This is a genomic window from Moorena sp. SIO4A1 (assembly GCF_010672065.1).
In the GTDB taxonomy this organism is placed as follows: domain Bacteria; phylum Cyanobacteriota; class Cyanobacteriia; order Cyanobacteriales; family Coleofasciculaceae; genus Moorena.
In genome coordinates, this window is sequence record NZ_JAAHHX010000016.1 from 168,151 (window position 1) to 190,003 (window position 21,853).

A 21,853-nucleotide genomic window follows, 5' to 3' on the forward strand; every position below is an offset into this window, starting at 1 on the left:
GTGCTTGAGAGGATTGCTTTGTGGCTACTCCCCAAAAAAAATAGCTGAGACTCTCCATCGGAGCTCTAACTCAATCGCTGTTGCCTTGACTAGGGGATTGTATCGATATGTCGAAGCACTAACTAATCGAGAATTAAATAGCCTCACTAACTGGAAAGACGTCCCTAACTGGCTAGAAGTTGCAGGATATAAAATGCCTCATTACCACCACGATTGGGGGGAAGCACCATAAATTTCTGCTTTCTATGGACGCACTAATCAACTCAATCAACTGCAGCAATGGATTAGTAAAAAGCAATACTCACTAGTAGCCATTCTCGGTATAGGAGGGATTGGTAAAACCACTCTGGCTGTCAAACTTGCAAACAACCTTCAGGGGGAATTTGAGTATATTATTTGGCGTAATCTGCGCCATGCTCCACCCCTGAAACAACTGCTAGTAGAGCTGATTCAATTCCTATCTCACCAGCAATCATTCAATTTACCAGAAGACATAAACGCTCTTATTTCTAGCTTGATAAAATGTTTACAAGAGCATCGGTGTCTGATCATACTCGATGACGCAGAGCAGCTTCTAAATCCTGGCGCTATAGCTGGATACTATCAAGCCAACTATGAGGATTATGGTCAGCTATTGAGACGAGTAGCCCAGGAAAAACACCAAAGTGCTTTGCTGCTGATCAGTTGGGAAAAATTTTTACAACTAGAGTTACTGGAGCAAAAAAATAACACTACTGCTTCATTAACCCTGAAGGGTTTACCTACAGAAGAAGCTGAAAAAATTTTAGTAGATAACGGTTTGTTTGGAAATACGGAAGAATGGGAAACCTTGATTAGCCGTTATCGAGGCAATCCCTTAGCCTTAAATTTAGTAGCGACAACAATTGAAAAATACTTTAATGGCAGTGTCTCGAAATTTTTAAGCTTGAATGATGTCTTTGTTCCTGAGCCAATCAGGTTAATTTTAATTGCACAGTTGAATCGCTTAGATAAGTCAGAAAGAGAAGTAATAAAGTATCTAGGTACAAGCACTACACCGGTTTCCCGGGAACAATTGCGGCAGGATATGACCATTAGCTCGGATTCAAAACTAATCAATGTTTTACAATCCCTCCAGAGGCGCTCACTGATTGAGACATTCACCGACATTAGTCAAACTTTTTTCACCCTATCCCCTGTAGTTAGTTCCGTGATTCTTAGTATTAAGTAGTCGGACAAAATTAGGTTTAACTGTCAAGATAGGGAACAGGGAACAGGGAACAGGGAACAGGGAACAGTATTAACTTTTGGTGGGTTTATAAAAGTTAATACTGTTCCGTTTATTTATTTCCAGGTACTTACTTGAAAGGGCAAAAGGCAACAGGAGAGAGGGAAGAGTGTGGAAAGTCTGGGAAGTGTGGGGAGGGTGGGGAGAGAAGAAGGTATATTTACCCTATTCCCTATTCCCTATTGCCTATTCCCTATTCCCTGGTCGCAGCGCTATAACAATTGACCTGAAATTTACTTACAAACTAAGTCATTAATAGCAGAGGATTTCTGCAATGGCGAAATTCCAGCCAAATCCAAAATCTGGGGAATCAAGTCTTCTCGCCGGACTGCCATCATGTGAACACCCTGGCACAGTTGCTGTGCGAGCTTAACTTGCTCAGCGGCAATTTTTATCCCTTCTTGTAACTGATTATCTGCTGCTGCTAGCCGATCAATAATCTCGTCAGGGATATTAACCCCTGGAACTTTTTTATTAATAAACTTAGCATTTTTAGCGGATTTGAGCAAAAATATCCCTGCTAAAATTGGCTTATTAGTACCAGCCGCAATCTGATCCATAAACTTCTCTAGGCGATCAAAATCGCAAATGAGCTGGCTTTGGAAAAACTCTGCTCCCGCTTCCAGTTTCTTTTCAAACCGACTTTGTAAGCCTGACCAACTCTTGAGCTGGGGGTCTACTGCTGCACCAGTAAATAAATCAGTTGCTTGATCAGTAAGGGGCTTATCATTGAAATCAACCCCTTGATTTAGCTTAGTAATTAGTTGCAATAGGCGTACTGATTCCAAATCAAATACACTTTTAGCATCAGGATGATCACCTGCTTTGACTGGATCACCAGTTAGGGCGAGAATATTACTGATACCTAAAGCGTTAATACCCATCAAGTCAGCTTGCAAGGCGATGCGGTTGCGATCGCGACAAGCCACCTGACAAATTGGTTCAATTCCCTGCTGGCGTAAAATCACCGAGGCTGCCCAAGACGACATCCGCATGACTGCCCTAGAGCCATCAGTGATATTGATAGCATGGACTCTATCTTTGAGGGTTTGAGCCATTTTGACCATGTGAGCTGGGTTACCCCCCTTGGGTGGTGCCACTTCTGCAGTAATCAAAAATTCACCGGACTCAACGGCAGTGCGAAACGAATTCTTAGTGGGGTTAGTCATTGGTTATGGTATTTACTTATCTCCAGGAATTAGGTTACAGCAATGAACCCTAATGCAGTTTTCACCCTGGACAAGGTCTGGTTTGCGATCGCTTCCGCTTTTTGTCGCCCCTCTCGCAACACGCCCTCAAGATAGCCCTGCTCTGACCTAACATCGTGATACTTCTGTTGAATCGGCTTGAGCGCTTCAATTGTTATTTCTGTCAGTAAGGGCTTGAATTTACCCCAACCCATATCCCGACATTCTGTAGCCACCTCTTCCTTTGTTTTCCCAGAAAGCAGGGTATACAACGTTAGTAGATTATCACATTCCGGGCGTTCTGGGTCATCAAACCATAAGCCTCTAGTTGGGTCAGTTTTACAGCGCTTGATTTTCTTTTGAATCTCCTCAGGGGAGTCAAGCACGTTAATCCTGCTCAACTCGGATGGATCAGACTTAGACATTTTGCGCCTGCCATCAGTGAGACTCATGACACGAGCACCCGTTTGCCGGATCATAGGCTCTGGCAACTTTAGCACAAGTTTCTCCTGACTGCCAAACTTGTCATTAACTCGGATAGCGATATTACGAGTCAGTTCGATGTGTTGCTTTTGGTCCTCTCCCACTGGAACTTTATCGGCATCATAAAGTAAAATATCCGCTGCCATCAACACTGGGTAGTCCAGTAAGCCAGTACTGACATTTTCCCCTTGTTTTACCGCTTTTTCCTTGAACTGGATCATTCGCTCTAGCCAGTTAAGAGGAGTAATGCAGTTGAGCAGCCAAGCTAGTTCACTGTGGGCAGGGATATGGGATTGTACGAAGATAGTAGAGCATTCTAAATCAATCCCGCAGGCTAAGTAGAGGGCAGCAATGCTTAAGGTATCTTCTGCTAGAGTTGCTGGGTTATGGGGTACAGTAATAGCATGTAAATCAACTACACAAAATAGATTATCATACTCACTTTGACCTTCGACCCAGTTGCGGATAGCTCCAAGATAGTTACCCAGGTGAAGATTGCCAGTTGGTTGAACTCCAGATAGAACGCGCTGTTTACCCATGTATGATCTAGTGATTGCTTAAATCGGTTTGCCGAAACGGTATCAGTGTAATCCCATTTTCCCACTGCTTAGGCTAAATTTGGATTATTTTCGCCATTGCTAGGTCGTGAACCCAGCCATCAGTTCAGCCATCAGTTAAAATTTTTTGCCATTTATTGCAGCTTGGATGAGAAGATAGTGGTGTAAAGATTCTTAATATTTTCTTAATCGGACTTATAGCATGGCAGAAATTCAGTTCTCTAGAGGCATCAAAGAAGAAGTTGTACCCGATATACGTATAACTCGCTCGAAAACTGGTCAGACTGGCACTGCAACCTTTTATTTTAACAAGCCTCAAGCTATCGATAAAGACTTTAAGGAAGATATCACCGGAATGTACATGGTTGACGAAGAAGGTGAGATTTCTACCAGTAAGGTTAATGGCAAATTTGTTAATGGTGAACCAATGGCTATAGAAGCAACTTACATAATGAAATCTCGAGAGCAGTGGGATCGTTTCATTCGTTTTATAGAACGGTATAGTGAAGAAAATGGACTTACTAAATCCAAACAGGATTAAGCTGAGTCTTGAGTGCTGGGTACTAAGTCTGGTTTACAGGGTCTGGTTTACAGCTAACCGTCAACCGTCAAAAACGCTTAAGCATATGCGCGAAGCGCACGCGTGCGCGTTCAGCCGTGTCACGGCTGAACGCGAACAGCGGTCAGCCGTAAGCAGACTTAACTCAGATTAAACGAAGGCTTACCTCTTTCATTCAAAAGCTGTTCGCGTAGGGTGCCCGTAGCGCATTAGCTGATAGCTGATAGCTGATAGCTTACAAAAAAGCTTAGTACTCAGCACTATACCCAAGTCAGATGTCGCTGATTTCCTTAGTAATTACATTAATCGGAGGAGAACAATACACACAAAGCTCATTAGCAATCGCTACCGCTTCTTCAGGGGTTTTATCTAAATACATTGCGGTCAGAGCATAATCTTGTCCAGCACCAATGGCACCAAATTCATTAATTTTATCCACGAGATAGCCATCACTGATACAAAAAATATCCCTTTCTACTGCTAACAAATATTCATTTCTGCGACCAAAGGTATCGTCTTTATCCTTTGCCCAAGCATAAAATTCCACAATAAAATCCAGAACAGCCTCAACGGTAGGAGCTGCTGGAGAATGGTTTCTGGCAAATATTTGCATGAAACTCAGTTCCATGGTATATCCCACGCCGCCAATAATCATGTTATTGATTTCAAATAGCTTGCCCCACTCATCCCCAGTGACCCGGTGAGTTTGCTTGAGGTATCCTGACAGCCGAATGCTGTCGGAGGCAAAAACTAGTTTATCAGGGTATTTTCTGGCAGCCACAACGCTCATAAGTTGCTCCTAATGGTTTTAGTGGATGATTACGATCAAACAGGCACCGATATAGCAGTCATTAACAACCCAGTTTAGACCTTATCCATGGTAACCAGTTCATTTATTGAAATAGGGAACTTCGGATCCCAGAACAGAAAACAGAAGGACTTTTCGCAACTTTACACAAGTTAATACAGCAATGTTGATTTTTGTCGAGGTACTTATGGATCACAGCTGCCCAAGAAAAATACCTGGCAGCTGATCGCTGGAGTTCGATTCATGAGCAACCGCGACCCTGAGCCAGCTAAGGCATCACCCAAGCCACAGGACGGAGCGATCGCCGAGAGTTCAAAGTACTGACTAACCAATATGCACCTGAATCAGTAAAGTCAGTCAACTAAAAAAAAGTACCCTTTTGGGTACCGTCATCCTCTAAGAGGATTTCTTAGAGTGTTATTAACGAAGCCGGAGCAATGGCTCAAAGGATTTTTACTCCTGAGAAATTGTTCCTGTTCCGTTAGTTTAAGTTTAGAACAATACTAGCATGAGCAATAGTAATAGTGAACTTGAGCAAGGATTTGAGAATCCTCCCGAACTAGAAAACTCTGGGATGAGTGAGGATGAATACGAAGAATCCGCTGATTATCTTGAGGAACCTGAGAACTTAGGTGACTTTGAGAGCGCCTCGACAGAAGCTGAGGAAAGCGAGTATATGGAGTTCGATGAGACCTTGTTGCAAATCAAGGCTGATGTTGAGACCCAGCTTTCCCAGGCAGTGGCGCAAACTAGCGACGCTGTCCAGGCAGAAAATGTCTTTGAAGGTGCTGGAAACATTCAGGGTATTGGCTTAGGGATATCTGAAGATCCCAGCCAGAGCTTAGCTCCTGGCGCTGCCAGCCTGAATTTATATGTTGCTGAACCGGTGTCAGTGGATGAAGCGAAGGCTGCCCTAGTGGATTCAATGGGGATTTCAGCAGCTAGCAGTGACGATATACCGGTGAATGTAATTGTCACCGGAATCATTGATGCTCAGCCCCATCGCTTCAAAATACGTCCTGCACCAGGAGGAGTTTCAGTGGGTCACACCCGGGTAACAGCTGGCACTTTAGGTTGTCTGGCTCGTGGCCGTCGTGCTCCTCGAAACGGGCGTCTTTTGATGCTCAGCAATAACCATGTGATTGCCAACTCCAACAATGCCAGCTTTCGAGATCCAATCATCCAACCTGGTCGCTTAGATGGTGGTCGTAGCCCTCGGGATCAAATCGCGATTCTAGAGCGCTTTGTCCCCATCAACTTCCGAGGTGGAAGGAACTATGTGGACGCTGCTACCGGTTGGTGCTGGCCATCTCGTGTGCGGAAAGAACTTGTCTATGTGTCCGGGGGCAGTCCTCGTTATTTCCGCGTGAGCAGCCGGATTGTTGCTTGCCGTCGCGGGATGATAGTTGGTAAGTCAGGTCGTACCACGCAACTAACCCGTGGACAAGTTACTGATTGTAACGCCACTATCCGCGTTAATTATGGCGGCGGCCGGGTGGCGCTGTTTGCCGATCAGATTACCATTCGCGGCACTAGCGGCAACTTCAGTGCAGGGGGTGATTCTGGCTCTCTGATTTGGACTTACGACAGTCGCCGTAATCCAGTCGGTTTACTCTTTGCTGGTGGCGGTGGTTTGACCTTTGCCAACAAGATAACTCGAGTTGTGGCAGCATTAGATATTAATCTATACACCTAACACTTGAGTGGGCTTGGCTGGGACTCTGCCCTCACCTGAGCCTCAGCTAACCTTCTGTCCACCATGGCTTCTAAGCTGTTAGGCATTTTTAATGCCTAACAGCAAAACAGAAGGCATTTGGCATTTGGCAGAAGTAAGGAGGACAAAGGATATACTCCAATCCTCCAAAAATCTCTGAAACCTATAGCGCTGCGCTCTCGTCTCTTTACACTATGATGGGGATTTTAGCTAACAGCTAAAACTCCACAGTGATTTGTAAATACGAGAGCGCTGATTGCTATATCGATAGCAATCAACTAGATCAATCCAAGTCAAAGCATTACTAGGTATCGGTTTTAGCTTTTGTCGGCTCGACAAATGTCTCCGTACCCCTAAGCACCTCTTAGTTATGTCCGATGGAGAAGTGAACATGAATATTACAGAGAAATCTGACAAAATAAAAGTATTAGTTCTATTACTGACGGCCAGTTTAACGGTCATGAGTTGCACTATGTCTAATGGTTCAGACTTCGGCTCCCCCCCTACTGACAAGGCCTCACCGGTTGAAGAGGCTGCGGTGGATTACATTGGAGAGGATCAAGAAGTGGCTAATTCAGAAATCGAGAAGGTTAAGCAATCCCACGAGCAGCGCTTATTAGCGATAGATGGGGTGACAGGGGTTGGCATTGGACAAGACCCTCAGGGCAATCAGGTAATTACTGTTTATGTCCTCAATGCCGAAGTGCAAAAAAAAGTCCCCCAAGAGCTTGATGGATTTATGGTGCAAACCGAAATCACCGGTGAAATTAAGGCATTCTAAATCGGGGTTGACAACCGCCTCAGCTTTGGAGATAGTGCTGGCTAGGGTCAAATAGCTTCCTGGTGGAGGGATTTGTGTGGCGGGGTTTCCGAGTTCCCGATTCCCGATTCCCGATTCCCGATTCCCGATTCCCCTACACAAGATTACCAAGACCAGCCATTAAGCCGCGACAGACACCAGTCAGGAAATCTAAGTCTAGGGTATCAATGCGATCGCTTGGTTTATGGTAATGGGGATTGCGCAGAAATGCTGTATCGGTTACCATCAAAGCTCGATAACCTTGGTCCCAAAATGGAGCGTGGTCACTGAGTCTGGTCTGAGGAACGATTACCCCTCGTAATGGTACTGGTAAGCACTGACAAGGGATCCCAGCTTGGCGGATAAAGCGAGCTAAATGCCTAAAGTCAAGGATTGTTGGCAAGTTTCCCACTAAAGCAATGAAGTCCCCCTGATTGGGGTAAAAGTATTTTAGTCCTGGTGGGTACCATTGGGAATTGGGAGTGCGATCGCAATACCCTAACATTTCCAAAGACAGCATTAACCGCAAGGGTTGCTGTTGTTCTTTTAAATAGGCAGCATAGGCAGCACTTCCGAGCAATCCATACTCTTCCATATCAAATGCTACTAGTCGGACTGGGTGTGTAGGCGCTTGAGTGGCAAAGGCTCTAGCTAACTCCAAGAGCACCGCTACACCGGTAGCATTATCATCTGCTCCTGGGCTTCCAGGTACCGCATCATAGTGAGAGCCAATTAAAATCGGAGCAAACTGTTGCGGTCTCGCCTCTTTTGCCGGTAGATTCAGAATCAGATTATGATGGGTTTTGCCCGACACCTGAAACTTGTGAATTTCAACGCTTCCCCACTGTTCTAATTCTTGGCGGATGTACTCCTGGACATAGAAATGTCCCCCAGATGCCATATACGGATCGCGATCGCGTACTATCTGACTGAGGTGGGTGATTAGACGTTCTTTTAGATCCAAAGTAATGTAATCAGGCAGAAGATTATCATCTAATCTTACCATCTGGGGATTTGGGCGATTGAGTGGTAAAGGCATAGGCTTTGGGCAACAGAACCGCTACACCAGTACCATGATTATGTCCTCAGGTGATTTCCGGGTAACCGATTGTAGTCAAAATCCCTGATTATGGGATATAATTAGATTAAACTATTCCGATATTTTTTCTCGTGTCCAGGTAGATTCAGCATTACATGGTGATGGCTTCTAGCCAACACTTGATTCTCCTGGATTTCGAGACTTCCTAATTTTTTTAATTCTGAGCAGATGGACTGCGACCCAAAGAAATGCCCCCCATCTCCCATATACAGATTGCGATCTACAGCGTTTGTATATGGGTTGTAAACACACTTCTTGTAAAAAAAGGCAGCTATGCTGAAGTAAAGGAGTAAGGTTTCAAGGGGAATGTTTTTTGATAACTAATTATCCGGACATGATATCAAACAGCTTTGAGGAGATGCACCCTGACAACAAGGCAAAAGGTAACAGGCAAAAGGCAACATTAGGAAAGAGATATGAAGTTCCTTATTCCCTACTTCCTCCTCCCAGCCCTATCCTTAAAATTACTAGTTAAAATTACCGTAAGCATTCAGCTATCAGCTCTCAGCTATCAGCTCTCAGCTATCAGCTTTGAGCTTTTAAATAAAACAAGTAAGCATTCGTTTAATCTTTGTTAAGTCAGCTGACGGCTGACGGCTGACGGCTGAATGCTAACGGCTGAATGCTTACAAATTACCAAAGCGATCGCTTACCAATGATTATGCGATTCTCTGCAAGATACCCTACGGGATTCTCTGACAGAGACCCTAAGGGATTGACCTAAGGTCACGCTACGCGATGAAGCGAACGCGCCCCGCGTGGCCTTAGGCCTCAGCTTCCGCGCTTGTGCGATCGCTTTTTTTTATTATCCCTAAAACTCCCCAAAAAAAACTTTTCAAAACCCTTGACAAATACAATCATAATCATTACTATTATTTATATAAACCTAACGAGTTCAAATTTTGATCTATGTCAAAAGACTTTAAGTCAAACTTCAAGAAACAACCTGTTGAGCACACTCTGAAAGGCTCTCGTGAAGCAGTAATCTATAGTATGCAAATGCTTTATAAATTGGGCTATGGGTCGATTGCGGAATGGACTCCTCTTGAGGCGACTGAGGTTCCAGGGGAAGTGATTACTAAAATGATGAAGTATTGGCTGTTGCCATAACACTTTAAATTTCTGGGGGGGTTTCCCCCCCCCTGGCAAAGGCTCCGGTCTGTTACTATAGCTTGGCCTTTGGCCAATTACATCGGATTACATCAGGTTGGGTTTGAAAACTCATTGACATAGATCATTTAAATAGCCGTGGATAGTATTTCTACGGCTATTTTTTTTTACTTTTGGTAGCGCTATTTTATTCCCAGTAATCAACTTTATGTAAATATTAATTTTTGTAAACAATATAAAAGATACGGAATTTTATAGTATAATTGATTTAAATGCTAACCGTTATATAAGTTAGGTTTCACTAAGATAAGCTTAACTATTAGTTTGATTATGAAGCTTGATACTCTTGTAGATTTTGGATCAATTGTCGGAGCTTTTTTGGCTGCAATAGGCTTCCTAGTTTCTTTAAGACAATTCAAGCTCAGTAGAACCATGTCTTATATGCAGCACTTGAGTGATCCCTCAATGATTGAAACAAGGGTTGATGTGGATGCTTGGTTAGACTCTTCAGATGATGATAACGCTCGCCTACTTCAGCTACAAGAAGATACTGAATTGCACATTAAAGTAAAAGTTTTCCTGAGTTTCTGCAATCAGATTTCTATTGCTTACCGATTTGGAGCAATTCACAATAAGATGGCATTTGATATTTGGAATCCTTTTATACCTTATTATTGGGACAGGTTAAGATTTTATATTGCTTGGCGACGTTCTCAGGGATATAGCATAGGTCATAACTTAGAAAAATTTGCCAGAGACATACGAAGTTTTAATATAAAATAGACATCTCCAATCCAAAAAAGCAAAAATTGTATTTTTTTTTATGTTATATTAAAATTTAATAACCCTTGCGCGCAGCACTACAAGTTATGAGTATGACAAATTACAATCAGGTACTTAATCAAATTCATTCTCTTAGTCTCTCTGACCAACTACGATTACTAGATGAATTAAAAGTCTTAGTTAATCAAGCGATAGAAGTAGAAGGAGATGAAGAAACCATTCCAATCACAGAAATTGTTCAAAGTCAAGAAGCTTGGTAAAATTATCGCTCCGGTAACGATAAAGGAATTTCATCTAAAGATTTAAAACGTAAGTTATTAGGAGAAAAGTTTGATTGATAGACAAAGGAATGCAGCAAGGTCTTGGAGCTTTACCCCAACACCTCACTCCTCCCTCTTCTCTACTCCCGACTCCCGACTCCCTATTCCCTATTCCCGCTCCTGCTTACAAAAATCATGAGCCTTATTGTTAATCTTATCAAGAATATCAGTTACCTCAGCTGGAGGATTAGGCATCAGATAAATTTCCCGTAATGCATCTGACCAAAGTTGTTTGTCGATGAAATAGTTAACTCGTTCCAAAGCAATCTTTTCAGCAGTTGCATCTTTAGCTTTCAGATTACTTTCTAATTCATTTAACTCAGTGGTGACTTGATTACGCTTTTCGTCATCCATTAGACGAAAACTTTTCTTAGTAGGAAGTTCGTCTAAAGGAATTGTATTCCGCCAAAAGTAAGCTTTACCTGGTTGTAAGGGCTTGCCTTGATAAAGGATATTAGTGGTAGTAGGCTCTAAGGGTTGCTCCCACCATTGTTGATTACTACGCATTTTACGCACCTCAATACCTTTCATTTCTCCTTGCCATAGGAATAGGGGTTGCTCACTCCAAATTTCTAAGCTTCCTTTATGATTAGAATTCGGGTCAATATCTGATAGCTGACCAGGGGTGAGCATGCAGAGAGTTTGCTCGCTAGGATTATCATCTGTTGAGTTACCTCTTGTGCCCCCTTTACCTTTCTTCCTTCGCAATCTCTCCCAGATATCACCCCATTTTAACGTAATTAGCTGGCCTTGAGACTGGGATAACTGCTGATCAGACTGAGGTCTTTTTACTATTGCATTAATAGGCAGTGCAGAAGAACAGACTAGCACGACCATTGTTAGTAATAGTGTGGATTTGTTCTGAATTATTTTAGGCATAATATGCTTCCTGACTGATAAGTTAATGATTAAATAAAGCATTTATCGCAGTTATGATAATTGCTATATTTGACTAGGGATCCCCCCTAACCCCCCTTAATAAGGGGGGAACTTGATTCGATTCAAACATTCCCTTAATCAGGGGGGGAGCTGATTCGATTCAAACATTCCCTTAATCAGGGGGGAACTTGATTCCAGTAAACCATTCTTTTCTATTGCCTTTTGCCTTAACAGAATAAGCTTTGTAATCATGAGTAGAATAATTGCTATAATGTTCCCGATTCTCGATTCTCGATTCCCTACTCCCTACTCCCTACTCCCTACTCCCTACTCCCTACTCCCTACTCCCTACTCCCTACTCCCTACTCCCTTTGCGTAATGCTATAGATACTAAAAACTACTAAAGGCATCAAAGTAGGTAGCAGCACCTTCAAGGAGATATAAACTTGTAGTGAAACCAAGCAATAAACTAACCAACAAAGCAAGCAAGCATTACCTAGATTGCTAAACCACCATTGCTGTTGCTCGGGATCATCCTGTTTAATTAACCTAAATCCTTTACCTAAAACAGCGGTTAGCAAAATCATCAAGGCATTAGGAATTGGTATCACCAGATGCTGGGAAAAAAGATGGTGGGCGATGTAACTATGGGCTTCACCACCAGTAAATGATGATTTGCTATCGAACCAGTCTCGCCAACCCTGTGAACCACGCCAGAACGCTACCGGAAGGGGAAGCAGATTATTATCTTGCCCTTCTTGATCGACTCCCGCTTCTTTATATCCTCCTGAAGCAACAATCACAATGGTCTGGTTAAGGCTGAGACCATCAGCTAGAGCATCTCCAGAACAGGAGCCTAATAACTCACAAGCAGAAATTCTTTGATAAACTTGCTCTGGAGGGAGGGAATAGTCAATAATCGGTTGAAACCATTGTAAGAAATATGCGATCGCAGGACGTTTTACCCTCCCCAACCAAGCCAGTTGTGTATTAGTTTGTGTATCGGCTTGTGTATGGGAACCATTAACCAAATCAATCACTGAAGTCCTAAATTTCTGATTACTGTCTTGAAGCTCAGGTAATCCCATCGCTAATTGAGTAGTGCCGGAATCTTGATCACGTAAACAATAGGAAAGGACTAGTAAATAGCTAAACGGACAACTTTGATCACACTTATTGCTAGGTAACTCTACATACCAATCATAGGTTGTAATATCTCCCTCCATGGTTTGATTGAGGTTAGCAATTTGAGCACTCACCCCATAATAATCAGCAGGATGCTCAGCTTCAATTGCTGCCCAAACTAACCACGTATTCCTGTTAATCGCTTCAGTAATTGATTGCCGTAACTGTTTACTATTATCGGGCTGTTGTTTGTCTTGATCTAAAATATAATCAAACCCAATTATCCGAGCATTACTGGTAACTAATTTATCCAATATACTTGCTAAGTAACCATAATCCATATACCTGCCATCAACCAATTTAACGTTGTCCTGTTCAAGAGACTTGTTATCAATTTGAACTAACCGAACTGGAGACTGAACTGGAGAAGGATTAGCTTGCCACTGCACCTGCTGAGTAACCTGACGGTAACCAGCTTGTAACAACAGACGAAATTCTAGCAGTAAATCCTGAACAGGTGGGATTAAACTAACGGTTAACCATGCCGATAACCAAAGGGCTTCTTTCTTAGTAGGTAACCAATTTCTGAGACTGTGCCCTAAACCAAATGGTTCCAAACGAAACAGTACTGATTGGGGATGGCGAAATAAGGTAGGGATTAGGTAAGCAGAAGGATAGGTAAGATTTTGTTGGTCTTTGAGAAAAGCACAAGCATCCCTTAGGGCTTCATGAACATCCTTATACTCAGCCAAACTGTTGAGAAACTGGACAATAAAAACTTGAGCAACCTGATTGTGAATAGGTTCTGCCATTACCGCCACTTGAGGTAACCCTAAAGCAATTAGGGATTCCGCAATTGAGATACCATCACAAGAATTAAAAATAGCAAACTTCAGGCCATTAGCTATCCCTTGTTGGAGGGATTGTTTAATCTCATTAATTCCTAGAGAAGCATCAGGAGCAATATGTAATTCCCCACCAGTAAAGGCAGTTTCATTACTATGTCCAGCAAAAAATAAAATATCCCAACCCCTAGGATTAGTAATTTCCTTAACGATTTCTTGCTTAAGAGTACTAGAGTCTTTTTCTGGTTGCCAACCAATAAATTTGATTTCAGCCAGCTTAGACAGGTGAGCTAACGCCTTGCGGTCTTCTTCAAAGTCTAATCCTTTTTCATCACCCAATATCGCCAAAACTCTGGCTCGGCGACGGATACGAGTCATAATTTTATTATGACTAATTCCAGCATTGATAGTTTTAGAAACCCGAGCAATCCGGATAGTTCCGAATCCCGATAAATTCGTCCTAGTAGTAGTACTAATTTCCCAAGCTTCCCAAGGTAAGCGAGTTAATTCAGGACAGTTACAGGTGAGGAAAATATCAACCCAATACCGACGATTACTAGACGAATCCGTAGCTGCCTTAGCAATTTCCTCACGAATCTCATATAACTCTCCATCCCGTAACCAACTATGAAATATTGATAAAAACCTAGCTTCTGCTTCCCGCAACAGGCCAGCGGGATCTTTCATAACGGTAAGTCTACCACTTTTTGGGACTTTTACTCGCAAATTTTTGTAACAATTAATGTAAGCCTGTTTCCAGTCTTGGTAACCTTGATCAAGGTCTTGAGGATAATCTACTATGGCAGCAATAGTCTTACCGTTTTCCCAAGATAACTCAAAGTTACAACCTGACTTTATTTTGATGACTTTAAGGTGGAAAATTTTACTTTTCATGTTACTTATAGTAGTCAGCGGTCAGTGGTCAGCGGTCAGCGGTCAGCGGTCAGCGGTCAGAGCCGGTGGGTGGAATGGGCATCTTGGTGGAATGGGCATCTTGCCCGTTTCATTTCCGACGGGCTGTCTCAACCAGGCGCTCAGAGGTGGAAAATCAGGGCGAGCCCTTGGGTGGTGCGTTACGGGGCGGGCTGTCCCAACACTGGCGCTCGGTGTTGAACATGACGGCAAGCCCGCCCCTAACGCACCCTACGCGATTCCCGATTCCCGATTCCCGATTCCCGATTCCCTACTCCCTACTCCCTACTCCCTACTCCCTTTAAATTCAAACAACATCGAGGTGTGTGCTGTTTCGTCAGCAGTGGTAATTGTAGCTAGAAACTTTTCGTGATTAGCTCCTACAAACTGAGTAAATAAATAGTCGTCATTACTGCTCAATTCCTGTTGATCCAAGACCATGGTAAAATCAGTAATACGCAATTTTATTCCCGAAGGTGGAGTATTACCTGGGCTAGCTCCTAGGATTAGCAATATAGTCCAATCTCCCTCTGGTTCAGACTGAGGTAATGGCCAAGTTACAGCATAGAGGCGCAGTGGAATTCCAGCTAGTTGAAAATCTCGATAACTACGGACAGCGGCAGCAGGAATTTCGATATCAATAATAGTTAGAATCTCAGCTAATTCTTGGGCTGGGTTACCACTAAACCGCAATGCTGGGGAAGGTGCTGGTAATAGCTGCCAAGATAATTCTTGAGCTAGGTCATCAATTTTATTATATAACCATTGTCCCACATCAATCGCCCGTTGATTCAGGATTTCGATTACGTCTTTAATATAATCCTGACTGGGCTGTGGTATTTCTGGTAAAGGAATTTCCTCAGGAGATAGACATTGTAAATCCAGTAGTAAGTCGTCTCCACTCATAGTAAACCTAGATAAAGGGAGCTCGTAAGTCTGATCAGAGCCAACAACTAGATTACTAATATCTCTGACTAACTGGTCGTATCGATTGACGCCTTTAATCCCAGCAATACCTAAGTCATCATCAATGGCAATCACCACATAAAAATGAGCAGTGAATTGGGGAATAGTAACAATTGCTTCAGGCAGCGTTACGAAGGGGTCGCTAAATCCAAAGCTAGGAATAATGCAAATATTGAAATCTCCTACCTGTAGATTACACACAGCATTAATAGCTTTAGAAATAGCTTGAGATAATCCAGAGTATCCTAACCGATTAGCTGCCCGTTCTACCCGTAAACTTGGCTCTCGTTTTTCCAGCCAATCTTCAAAGACTAGTAAGGCTAACTCTTGGAGATAGATAGCTAATGTTCCTGATGTTTCCGCCATCTGGTTGGCAATATCCAGAGCTTGTTGTTGTTGTTCTAATTCCCGCGTTAGGGTTTCGGTTAATGCTGGAAAGGAAATCATTTCTGTAGATGTATTTAGCATTTTCAGTTGAGAATATATTGAGGGAACAGGGAATCGGGAATCGGGAATCGGGAATCGGGAGTCGGGAGTAGACCCTGATTGAGATCCCCCTAAATCCCCCTTAATAAGGGGGACTTTTGAATCTAATTCCTCCCTTCGTTTTTTAAGGGGACTTTTGAATCTAATTCCCCCCTTCGTTTTTTAAGGGGACTTTTGAATTTAATTACTCCCTTTTTTAAGGGGCGTTTTGAATCTAATTCCCCCCTTTTTTTAGGGGACTTTTGAATCTAATTACTCTCTTTGTTTTTTAAGGGGCGTTTTGAATCTAATTCCCCCCTTTTTTAAGGGGGGTTAGGGGGGATCTATGAACAGGGAATAAGCAACGCCAAAATTCCAATAAAATTCCCACACTCCCCACACTCCCTACTCCCGATTCCCGATTCCCGATTCCCCACTCCCGATTCCCGATTCCCGATTCCCCACTCCCTTTTTTAATATTTCACATAAAGTCCTAGAAAAATTACTAGACAGTTTGTATTTGTTTTTAACAAAGGTTTCCTTCCTAGCGGCAGTCATAATCCGGTTAATTTCTTCTTCCACAAACTGACTAATTCGTTTCTCTAATTCCTTAACCTCTTGTGCAGAAGCGTAGGCTTGGCCTAACTCCACGAGTTGGTGATGTAATCTTACGGAAGTGCGTCTAGCAATATCAGCCCGAAAGGCTTTCAGGTCTAGCAAGCGACTGACTTGATATTGAGCAGTTAAGCCGATTTGGGCAGCAATCTTAGTCATAGTAACATGCTGACATTGAAATAAATCTAGTGCTTCTAAAAATTGCTGATGTCTTGGCTTTTGTTTACGACTTAGATAAGTCACTCGGTTTTGAATAACCTCTTGAATAGCAGTAGTTAAACAATCCTGTAGTAATTGGTCATAGGCAGCTAATACCTCGTCTTCCTCCTGATTGTTACTTGTATCATCAGCTGCTAATTGATGCTCAAATTTTCCTAAAGCTTGAGTGGGAACATTCCTGCCACGATTTCGTTTATAGTCTCGAATTAGCTGAGCTAACCGTTGTAAATCAGTAAGCACTGCTTCTGGAGATAGTTGTCCTATCAGCTGTAATTGCTCTTTGGTAGGAATTGGGTAAGGAGTTGTAAGTTTACCTAAGCCCTGTTGTTGTCGTTGTTGGTTAATTTGATTACGCTCTGCTTGCAGTTGACGTACATAAACCGTTTGATAACTTTCTAATAACTCACGATAGTGGTTAATTTCTTGATCAGTTAGCTGATGAAACTCCGATAGAATACGGTTTAGTTTACCAGGAGTAGTTTGTTTCAGTAATAACCAATCCGTTACCTGCTCAATTCCATGGTAGAGTAAAAATTGTTTTACCTCCCTATGGGTTTTCACTAGTCTCTTTGTCCAGGAAAATAAGCTACTTTTATCTGGGTCAAAGGTTTGTAAACTATAAGTAATTATAAAATTATCTCCCCCTAGTTTATGGCCTTGATCGGGCTCAGGATAACGGTCAAGGACTAATGGCAGTAGGTCATCCATGGTAAAATTATGTTGCTGACCAAATTGCTCTACTAACTGATAACAAACCTCCTTGATTTGGTGAGAAACTAAACAACGTAGACAAACCTCAGCCAGCTCAAGGTCGTCGTCTTGGGTGTGATAACGTTGCCACAGTCTGCTAATCAGGGCGTGGTCTATGGTGTCTTCACCTGTAGACAAAGTAAGAGCTTGGGCACTGATAAATTCCTTAGCCTCTTCTATCGGTTTAGTTTGATGTTGACCCAAACGATTAATATAATTGAGTGTCCAGTATTTGGCTAAGCTGGTCTTCATGAGGGAATCGGGAATCGGGAATCGGGAATCGGGAGTCGGGAGTCGGGAGTCGGGAATAAAATTTAGATATATCTCACGCTTACTAGGAAATGCTATATATAGCAATCTCCCCGGACAAAGAACCAAATGTCATTCTTACCTATCTGGTAACTATCGGAACCTATGCATTCTGTCAAAAAAACTGGGCTTGAAGTGTATAGCGCTACGCGCAAGGCAACAGGCAAGAGGCAAGAGGCAAAAGTTGACTACAAAAGGTTTTCAACTTGTATCAATGTCCTAACTTGAATGCGTAGTGCTATATAAGTGAAGGGCTTTCTCCCTGCTCCCGACTCCCGATTCCCGATTCCCGATTCCCGATTCCCGATTCCCGATTCCCTTAATCATTGCATAGGTTCAGGAATCTCTCAGATATAGGGAAGTAGAGAATAATTCAATATCCGATATGAAACTTAAGCACGTCTTATTTTTGGGACTTCTCACTGTCTGCCTCACCCCTGGGGAACTCCCTGTTGTGGCTAGATTCCTGAATTTACCACCAGTGGCTCAGGAACAAAACCCGGTTAGGCCAGAGCAAGAAGGGACTTTAGCCCCTGGTGATGTCATAGTTGAAGTAGACAGTAAGAAAGCAGAGGCAGACAAATTCTTTCTACAGGGACTTAGTCACGTTCGTCGCAGTGAGTTCTCAGAAGCATTACAGTCTTGGCAGCAAGCATTGGTGATTTATAAACAAATCGGAGACCGCAAGGGTGAAGCTAACTCCCTGACTAATCTGGGTAATGCATACCGTACTCTGGGAGAGTACAAAAAAGCGATTGATTACTACCAACAATCAATCGCTTTTCAAAGGGAAATCGGACACCGCAAGGTTGAAGGTGCCTCCCTGATTGGTCTGGCTACTACATACCATCATCTGGGAGAGTACAAAAAAGCGATTGATTACTACCAACAATCAATCGCTTTTCAAAGGGAAATTGGAAACCGCAAAGGTGAAGCTAACTCCCTGTATAATCTGGGTAATGCATACCGTACTCTGGGAGAGTACAAAAAAGCGATTGATTACTACCAACAATCGATAGCTATTGCTAGGGAAATCGGACACCGCCACGGTGAAGGTGCCTCCCTGGATAATCTGGGTGGTGCATACTTTAATCTGGGAGACTATAAAAAAGCGATTGATTATCACCAACAATCTTTAGCTATTGCTAGGGAAATCGGATACCGCCTGGGTGAAGCTGCCTCCCTGAATAATCTAGGTCTTGCATACCGTCATCTGGGAGACTATAAAAAAGCGATTGATTACCACCAAAAACCCTTAGCTATTGCTAGGGAAATCTCAGACCGTAAGGTTGAAGCTATTTTCCTGAATAATCTCGGTAATGCATACTTTGATCAAGGAATTAGTCACTTTGGTCGCAGTGAGTTCCCAGAAGCATTACAGTCTTGGCAGCAAGCATTGGTGATTTATAAACAAATCGGAAACCGCCAGGGTGAAGTTAGCTCCCTAAATAATCTCGGTAGTGCATACAAGAATCTGGGAGAGTACAAAAAAGCGATTGATTACCTCCAAAACTCCTTAGCTATTGCTAGGGAAATCTCAGACCGCAAGGGTGAAGCTGGCTCCCTGAATAATCTCGGTAATGCATACTCTCATCAAGGACTTAGTCACCTTCGTCGCAGTGAGTTCCCAGAAGCATTACAGTCTTGGCAGCAAGCATTGGTGATTTATAAACAAATCGGAAACCGCCAGGGTGAAGTTAGCTCCCTAAATAATCTCGGTAGTGCATACAAGAATCTGGGAGAGTACAAAAAAGCGATTGATTACCTCCAAAACTCCTTAGCTATTGCTAGGGAAATCGGACACCGCGAAGGTGAAGCTGCCTCCCTGGGTAATCTGGGTGGTACATACTATTATCTGGGAGAGTACAAAAAAGCGATTGATTACTTCCAAAACTCCTTAGCTATTGCTAGGGAAATCTCAGACCGTAAAGGTGAAGCTAAATCCCTGATTGGTATGGGTAGTGCATACCGTACTCTCGGAGACTATAAAAAAGCCATTGATTACCTCCAACAATCTTTAGCTATTGCTAGGGAAATCGGACACCGCGAAGGTGAAGCTAACTCCCTGAATAATCTGGGTAGTGCATACCGTACTCTCGGAGACTATAAAAAAGCGATTGATTACCTCCAAAACTCCTTAGCTATTGATAGGGAAATCTCAGACCTTAAGGGTGAAGCTAAATCCCTGTATAATCTGGGTGTTGCATACAAGAATCTGGGAGAGTACAAAAAAGCGATTGATTACCTCCAAAACTCCTTAGCTATTGATAGGGAAATCTCAGACCGTAAAGGTGAAGCTGGCTCCCTGATTGGTATGGGTGCTGCATACGATCATCTGGGAAACTATAAAAAAGCCATTGATTACCACCAACAATCCTTAGATATTGCTAGGGAAATCTCAGACCGCCAGGGTGAAGCTTGCTCCCTGACTAATCTCGGTCTTGCATACGTTAATTTGGGAGAGTACAAAAAAGCGATTGATTACCTCCAAAACTCCTTAGCTATTTATAGGGAAATCTCAGACCGTGAGGGTGAAGCTAACTCCCTGACTAATCTGGGTAATGCATACTTGAGTATAGGAGACTATAAAAAAGCCATTGATTACCACCAACAATCTTTAGCTATTGCTAGGGAAATCGGTAACCGTGATGGTGAAGCTAGATCCCTGAATAATCTCGGTGTTAACTTATTAAAAATAAATCAACTAGAACCAGCCGAGATTCACCTGTATGATGCCATTAAAATTCTGGAAGATATCCGCCATCTCCTCCGTAACAAAGATGATTGGAAGATTTCTATTTTTGAAGAACAAGCTCGTAGCTATCGTCTTTTACAACAGGTATTGATTGCTCAAGGAAAAGCAAAACAAGCCTTAGAGATTTCCGAACGGGGTCGCAACCGTGCTCTGATTGATTTATTAGCGGCACAGTTATCTGAAACTCCTCAAAAAAACAAAACTCTTACTCTGAAAGACATTCAAGAGATTGCTCAACAACAACAAGCCACTTTGGTGGAATATTCCATTGTTTATGACCAGATTTATATTTGGGTAATTGCTCCCACTGGGGAGATTACTTTCCGTCGTAATAAGTTACCCCAAGATACTTCTCTGGCCAAACTAGTAAAAGTCAGTCGTGAGCAGATTGGTGTCAGAGGTCGAGGTAATCAGAATCCTGCTTCACCACCAAACCCTAACAATAGTAATCCCCTACAACAACTCTACCAACTCCTGATTACTCCCATTGTTGACGTATTACCAATAAACCCATCAGACCGTATTATTTTTATTCCCCATCAAGAACTATTTCTGGTTCCCTTTGCTGCTCTGCTAGATGATAACCACAAGTTTCTGATCGAAAACCATACCATTCTCACTGCTCCTTCGATCCAATCCCTGTGGTTCACCCGTAAAAATTGGCATCGAGTCAAAGACAGCACCGGAACACCATTGATTGTGGGAAATCCCACCATGCCCAGCATTATAGGAGAGGAACAAAAACCGTTAAAGCCTCTACCTGGTGCAGAAACAGAAGCCTTAAGAATTGCTCAATTGCTGAATACCACTGCTCTAAATGGATCAGAAGCAACAGAACCAACCATTGTAGAAAAAATGGCCAATGCTTCGCTGATTCATTTAGCCACCCATGGTTTAGTCGATGGTATTTATTATCGAGGTGCGATCGCATTAGCACCTGAGAAACCAGACCATGATGGCTTTCTCACCAGTCGTGAAATTCTGATTGGTTACGCAGGACCGGAAAAATCCTTATTGAAAGCAAAGTTAGTGGTTCTGAGTGCTTGTGATACTGGTAGGGGTGAGATTAAAGGGGAAGGAGTAGTTGGTTTATCCCGTTCTTTGATTGCCGCAGGTGTACCCAGTTTGGTGGTGTCCTTATGGCAAGTGCCTGATGATGATACGGCCAAGTTGATGACGGAGTTTTACACGAATATTTACACCCACAAATTCGATAAAGCCAAAGCGATGCGAGAGGCGATGTTATCGATGCTCAATGATGGAGATGGTAATCCAGACCCGAAAGCTTGGGCGGCTTTTACGGTTATTGGTGAAGCGAGGTAGAGAA

General features: G+C 42.8%; 20 protein-coding genes. 12 read left to right on the forward strand and 8 right to left on the reverse strand.

All coding sequences use genetic code 11. The features are described 5' to 3' along the window. Positions 1–4 precede the first annotated feature (4 nt). Positions 5–232, forward strand: a complete 228-nt coding sequence (locus F6K53_RS15405; protein WP_293044126.1) for a hypothetical protein — start codon at positions 5–7, stop codon at positions 230–232. Then, complete coding sequence (locus F6K53_RS15410) at positions 233–1,210, forward strand: NB-ARC domain-containing protein (RefSeq protein WP_293070690.1); 978 nt, start codon at positions 233–235, stop codon at positions 1,208–1,210. A gap of 290 nt (positions 1,211–1,500) precedes the next feature. Here F6K53_RS15410 and F6K53_RS15415 read toward each other — a convergent pair whose 3' ends face one another. After that, positions 1,501–2,436 (reverse strand): methylenetetrahydrofolate reductase, encoded by a 936-nt coding sequence (locus tag F6K53_RS15415; RefSeq protein ID WP_293070663.1) that lies wholly within the window; start codon positions 2,434–2,436, stop codon positions 1,501–1,503. 29 nt (positions 2,437–2,465) lie between these two features. After that, a complete protein-coding gene (gene trpS / locus F6K53_RS15420; protein WP_293070665.1) occupies positions 2,466–3,476 on the reverse strand; it encodes a tryptophan--tRNA ligase in 1,011 nt (336 codons plus the stop codon). 220 nt (positions 3,477–3,696) lie between these two features. On the opposite strand from trpS, the gene psb28 reads away from it, so the two are divergent. Next, positions 3,697–4,035 (forward strand): photosystem II reaction center protein Psb28, encoded by a 339-nt coding sequence (psb28, locus tag F6K53_RS15425; protein WP_293025759.1) that lies wholly within the window; start codon positions 3,697–3,699, stop codon positions 4,033–4,035. A gap of 289 nt (positions 4,036–4,324) precedes the next feature. Here the strand turns inward: psb28 and F6K53_RS15430 are convergent, their stop codons facing one another. Next, positions 4,325–4,843 carry a hypothetical protein gene (locus F6K53_RS15430; protein ID WP_293025757.1) on the reverse strand — a complete coding sequence of 173 codons (519 nt, stop codon included), beginning with the start codon at positions 4,841–4,843 and terminating at the stop codon, positions 4,325–4,327. A gap of 526 nt (positions 4,844–5,369) precedes the next feature. On the opposite strand from F6K53_RS15430, the gene F6K53_RS15435 reads away from it, so the two are divergent. Together F6K53_RS15435 and F6K53_RS15440 are read left to right on the forward strand one after the other, a co-directional pair. Next, positions 5,370–6,557 (forward strand): hypothetical protein, encoded by a 1,188-nt coding sequence (locus tag F6K53_RS15435; protein ID WP_293070668.1) that lies wholly within the window; start codon positions 5,370–5,372, stop codon positions 6,555–6,557. A gap of 409 nt (positions 6,558–6,966) precedes the next feature. After that, positions 6,967–7,356, forward strand: coding sequence for a hypothetical protein (locus F6K53_RS15440; RefSeq protein WP_293025753.1), 390 nt, complete (start codon positions 6,967–6,969; stop codon positions 7,354–7,356). A 133-nt stretch (positions 7,357–7,489) separates the two neighbouring features. On the opposite strand, the gene F6K53_RS15445 is transcribed toward F6K53_RS15440, so the two are convergent. Continuing rightward, entirely contained in the window at positions 7,490–8,413 is a 924-nt protein-coding gene (locus F6K53_RS15445; protein ID WP_364303765.1) for a M20/M25/M40 family metallo-hydrolase, read from the reverse strand. A gap of 969 nt (positions 8,414–9,382) precedes the next feature. Between F6K53_RS15445 and F6K53_RS15450 the strand changes: the two genes are divergently transcribed. From F6K53_RS15450 to F6K53_RS15465, 4 genes are all read left to right on the forward strand, one after another. Beyond that, the gene (locus F6K53_RS15450; RefSeq protein WP_293070670.1) at positions 9,383–9,583 is read left to right on the forward strand and encodes a hypothetical protein; all 201 of its coding nucleotides are present in this window, start codon (positions 9,383–9,385) and stop codon (positions 9,581–9,583) included. Positions 9,584–9,913: 330 nt separating this feature from the next. Further along, positions 9,914–10,366, forward strand: coding sequence for a hypothetical protein (locus F6K53_RS15455; RefSeq protein WP_293024052.1), 453 nt, complete (start codon positions 9,914–9,916; stop codon positions 10,364–10,366). A gap of 92 nt (positions 10,367–10,458) precedes the next feature. Then, on the forward strand, positions 10,459–10,626 hold the full coding sequence (locus F6K53_RS15460; protein WP_293070672.1) for a hypothetical protein: 168 nt from the start codon (positions 10,459–10,461) through the stop codon (positions 10,624–10,626). A gap of 74 nt (positions 10,627–10,700) precedes the next feature. Further along, positions 10,701–10,838: a hypothetical protein gene (locus F6K53_RS15465; RefSeq protein WP_293070674.1), complete on the forward strand. Its 138-nt coding sequence runs from the start codon at positions 10,701–10,703 to the stop codon at positions 10,836–10,838. On the opposite strand, the gene F6K53_RS15470 is transcribed toward F6K53_RS15465, so the two are convergent. Continuing rightward, positions 10,795–11,565, reverse strand: a complete 771-nt coding sequence (locus F6K53_RS15470) for a hypothetical protein (RefSeq protein WP_293070676.1) — start codon at positions 11,563–11,565, stop codon at positions 10,795–10,797. The two genes, F6K53_RS15465 and F6K53_RS15470, sit on opposite strands and share 44 nt — an antisense overlap. Positions 11,566–11,815: 250 nt before the next feature. Here F6K53_RS15470 and F6K53_RS15475 point away from each other — a divergent pair, with 250 nt between their 5' ends. Continuing rightward, positions 11,816–11,944, forward strand: coding sequence for a hypothetical protein (locus F6K53_RS15475; protein ID WP_293070678.1), 129 nt, complete (start codon positions 11,816–11,818; stop codon positions 11,942–11,944). Here the strand turns inward: F6K53_RS15475 and F6K53_RS15480 are convergent. Next, entirely contained in the window at positions 11,928–14,429 is a 2,502-nt protein-coding gene (locus tag F6K53_RS15480; RefSeq protein ID WP_293070680.1) for a CHASE2 domain-containing protein, read from the reverse strand. The two genes, F6K53_RS15475 and F6K53_RS15480, sit on opposite strands and share 17 nt — an antisense overlap. Positions 14,430–14,503: 74 nt before the next feature. Here F6K53_RS15480 and F6K53_RS15485 point away from each other — a divergent pair, with 74 nt between their 5' ends. Continuing rightward, the gene (locus F6K53_RS15485) at positions 14,504–14,752 is read left to right on the forward strand and encodes a hypothetical protein (RefSeq protein WP_293070682.1); all 249 of its coding nucleotides are present in this window, start codon (positions 14,504–14,506) and stop codon (positions 14,750–14,752) included. Here the strand turns inward: F6K53_RS15485 and F6K53_RS15490 are convergent. Together F6K53_RS15490 and F6K53_RS15495 are read right to left on the reverse strand one after the other, a co-directional pair. Further along, entirely contained in the window at positions 14,733–15,881 is a 1,149-nt protein-coding gene (locus F6K53_RS15490; RefSeq protein WP_293070684.1) for a DUF1822 family protein, read from the reverse strand. The two genes, F6K53_RS15485 and F6K53_RS15490, sit on opposite strands and share 20 nt — an antisense overlap. A gap of 402 nt (positions 15,882–16,283) precedes the next feature. Continuing rightward, on the reverse strand, positions 16,284–17,840 hold the full coding sequence (locus tag F6K53_RS15495; RefSeq protein ID WP_293081244.1) for a hypothetical protein: 1,557 nt from the start codon (positions 17,838–17,840) through the stop codon (positions 16,284–16,286). Positions 17,841–18,156: 316 nt separating this feature from the next. On the opposite strand from F6K53_RS15495, the gene F6K53_RS15500 reads away from it, so the two are divergent. After that, on the forward strand, positions 18,157–21,849 hold the full coding sequence (locus F6K53_RS15500; protein ID WP_293081246.1) for a CHAT domain-containing protein: 3,693 nt from the start codon (positions 18,157–18,159) through the stop codon (positions 21,847–21,849). Positions 21,850–21,853 lie beyond the last annotated feature (4 nt).

Excerpts from the sequence above, each read along its gene's own strand:
- F6K53_RS15415 (WP_293070663.1), bottom strand. The coding sequence starts at position 2,436 with ATGACTAACCCCACTAAGAATTCGTTTCGCACTGCCGTTGAGTCCGGT.
- trpS (WP_293070665.1), bottom strand. The coding sequence starts at position 3,476 with ATGGGTAAACAGCGCGTTCTATCTGGAGTTCAACCAACTGGCAATCTT.
- psb28 (WP_293025759.1), top strand. The coding sequence starts at position 3,697 with ATGGCAGAAATTCAGTTCTCTAGAGGCATCAAAGAAGAAGTTGTACCC.
- F6K53_RS15430 (WP_293025757.1), bottom strand. The coding sequence starts at position 4,843 with ATGAGCGTTGTGGCTGCCAGAAAATACCCTGATAAACTAGTTTTTGCC.
- F6K53_RS15435 (WP_293070668.1), top strand. The coding sequence starts at position 5,370 with ATGAGCAATAGTAATAGTGAACTTGAGCAAGGATTTGAGAATCCTCCC.
- F6K53_RS15440 (WP_293025753.1), top strand. The coding sequence starts at position 6,967 with ATGAATATTACAGAGAAATCTGACAAAATAAAAGTATTAGTTCTATTA.
- F6K53_RS15445 (WP_364303765.1), bottom strand. The coding sequence starts at position 8,413 with ATGCCTTTACCACTCAATCGCCCAAATCCCCAGATGGTAAGATTAGAT.
- F6K53_RS15450 (WP_293070670.1), top strand. The coding sequence starts at position 9,383 with ATGTCAAAAGACTTTAAGTCAAACTTCAAGAAACAACCTGTTGAGCAC.
- F6K53_RS15455 (WP_293024052.1), top strand. The coding sequence starts at position 9,914 with ATGAAGCTTGATACTCTTGTAGATTTTGGATCAATTGTCGGAGCTTTT.
- F6K53_RS15460 (WP_293070672.1), top strand. The coding sequence starts at position 10,459 with ATGACAAATTACAATCAGGTACTTAATCAAATTCATTCTCTTAGTCTC.
- F6K53_RS15470 (WP_293070676.1), bottom strand. The coding sequence starts at position 11,565 with ATGCCTAAAATAATTCAGAACAAATCCACACTATTACTAACAATGGTC.
- F6K53_RS15475 (WP_293070678.1), top strand. The coding sequence starts at position 11,816 with ATGAGTAGAATAATTGCTATAATGTTCCCGATTCTCGATTCTCGATTC.
- F6K53_RS15480 (WP_293070680.1), bottom strand. The coding sequence starts at position 14,429 with ATGAAAAGTAAAATTTTCCACCTTAAAGTCATCAAAATAAAGTCAGGT.
- F6K53_RS15485 (WP_293070682.1), top strand. The coding sequence starts at position 14,504 with ATGGGCATCTTGGTGGAATGGGCATCTTGCCCGTTTCATTTCCGACGG.
- F6K53_RS15490 (WP_293070684.1), bottom strand. The coding sequence starts at position 15,881 with ATGCTAAATACATCTACAGAAATGATTTCCTTTCCAGCATTAACCGAA.
- F6K53_RS15500 (WP_293081246.1), top strand. The coding sequence starts at position 18,157 with ATGAAACTTAAGCACGTCTTATTTTTGGGACTTCTCACTGTCTGCCTC.